This is a genomic window from Spirillospora sp. NPDC049652, from assembly GCF_040675125.1.
In the GTDB taxonomy this organism is placed as follows: Bacteria; Actinomycetota; Actinomycetes; order Streptosporangiales; family Streptosporangiaceae; genus Spirillospora.
The window spans coordinates 1-1,547 of sequence record NZ_JBFAOF010001334.1 but is presented as its reverse complement, the minus strand read 5'-3'; the positions used below and the strand labels follow the sequence as shown (position 1 = coordinate 1,547).

The window sequence follows — 1,547 nt, the reverse complement described above, 5'->3', positions numbered from 1 at the left end:
ATCCGCGCCTACAGCCTCGGGTCGGACGCGGGAGTGAACCCCGGGAGCGCCGACTTCGCGATCGTGGCCGCGGCCGGGACCTGGACCTCGCGCCGAAGGAGTTCGGGGTGCTGGAGGTGCTGCTCGCGGCGGAGGGCCGCGCGGTATCGGCCGAGGAACTGCTGGAGCGGGTCTGGGACGAGAGCGCCGACCCGTTCACCAAGACCGTGAAGGTGACCATCAGCCGGCTGCGGGCCAAACTCGGCGACCCTCCGGTCATCGACACGGTGGCCAAGTCCGGATACCGGATCTGAGGGGCCCGCCGATGCGACGTCGTCTTCCCCGCTTCCCGCAAGCTTCCGGGTTCGGCCGGTTCGGGCTGGCCCGCCGCACCGTCCGGCTGCGGCTCACGCTGCTGTACGGGGCGCTGTTCCTCGTCTGCGGGACGGCCCTGGTCGGCATCACCTACCTGCTGGCCAGCCAGTCCACTCCCGGCGTCTACACCCTGCGGGGCCCGAACGGCGACACCAACGCGCTGGCGCACGGCTCGTCCCGGCCGGGCCCGGACGGCTCGTCGCACTCCAGCTCGGGTGAGGGCGGCAGCCTGAGCGAGGTGCCCGGCCCGGCGGCCTCGGCCCCCGACATCGCGCGGCGCAGCGAGGAGGCCGCCCGCGCCCAGCGCGCCCGGGAACTGCGCTCGCTGCTCGTGCAGTCCGGCACCGCGCTCGGCATCACGACGGTGATCTCGCTCGGCGTCGGCTGGGTCGTGGCCGGGCGGGTGCTGCGCAGGCTCCAGCGGGTCACCGCGGCGGCGCGCACCATCTCGGCGAGCAACCTGCACGAGCGGCTCGCGCTGGACGGCCCGCCGGACGAGCTGAAGGAACTCGGCGACACCTTCGACGAGCTGCTCGCCCGCCTGGAGGGGACGTTCCTGGCGCAGCGGCAGTTCATCGCGCACGTCTCGCACGAGCTGCGCACGCCCATGGCGCGGCAGCGGACCCTCGCGCAGGTCGCGCTCGCCGACCCGGACGCCACGGTGGAGTCGCTGCGCGGCGCGCACGAGCGGGTGCTCGCGGCCGGGGCGCAGCAGGAGCAGCTCGTCCTGGCGCTGCTCACGCTCGCTCGCGGGCAGGCCGGGATCAGCCGCCGCGAACCGTTCGACCTGGGCGGCCTCACCCGGGACACCGTGCTGAACCGGTCGGAGGAGGCGCGGCGGCTGGAGGTGACGGTCAGCACCGACCTCGCGCCCGCGCCGGTCGCCGGCGACGCGCGGCTCGCCGAACGGATGATCACCAACCTGGTGGACAACGCGCTGCGGCACAACGTCCCCGGCGGCCGGGTGGAGGTCGTCGCCGGAACCCGGGACGGGTCCGCGGTGCTGACCGTCGCCAACACCGGCCGGGTGATCCCGGAACCGGCCGTGGACCAGCTCTTCGAGCCGTTCGAACGGCTCGGGGCCGAACGCTCGGGCCGCAGCGAGGGGCTCGGCCTCGGCCTGTCGATCGTCCGGGCCATCGCCGACGCGCACGACGCCGCCGTCCTGGCCCGGCCGCGCTCCGGCGGCGGCC

2 protein-coding genes are annotated in these 1,547 nt (G+C 75.0%); both read left to right on the top strand.

What is annotated here, in order from left to right; all coding sequences use genetic code 11:
* On the top strand, positions 1-293 hold a 293-nt coding region (locus tag AB0J52_RS39945; protein WP_500188367.1), incomplete at its 5' end, for a winged helix-turn-helix domain-containing protein.
* Positions 294-304: 11 nt separating this feature from the next.
* A partial coding sequence (locus AB0J52_RS39940) for a sensor histidine kinase (protein ID WP_500188365.1) occupies positions 305-1,547 on the top strand: 1,243 nt, incomplete at its 3' end.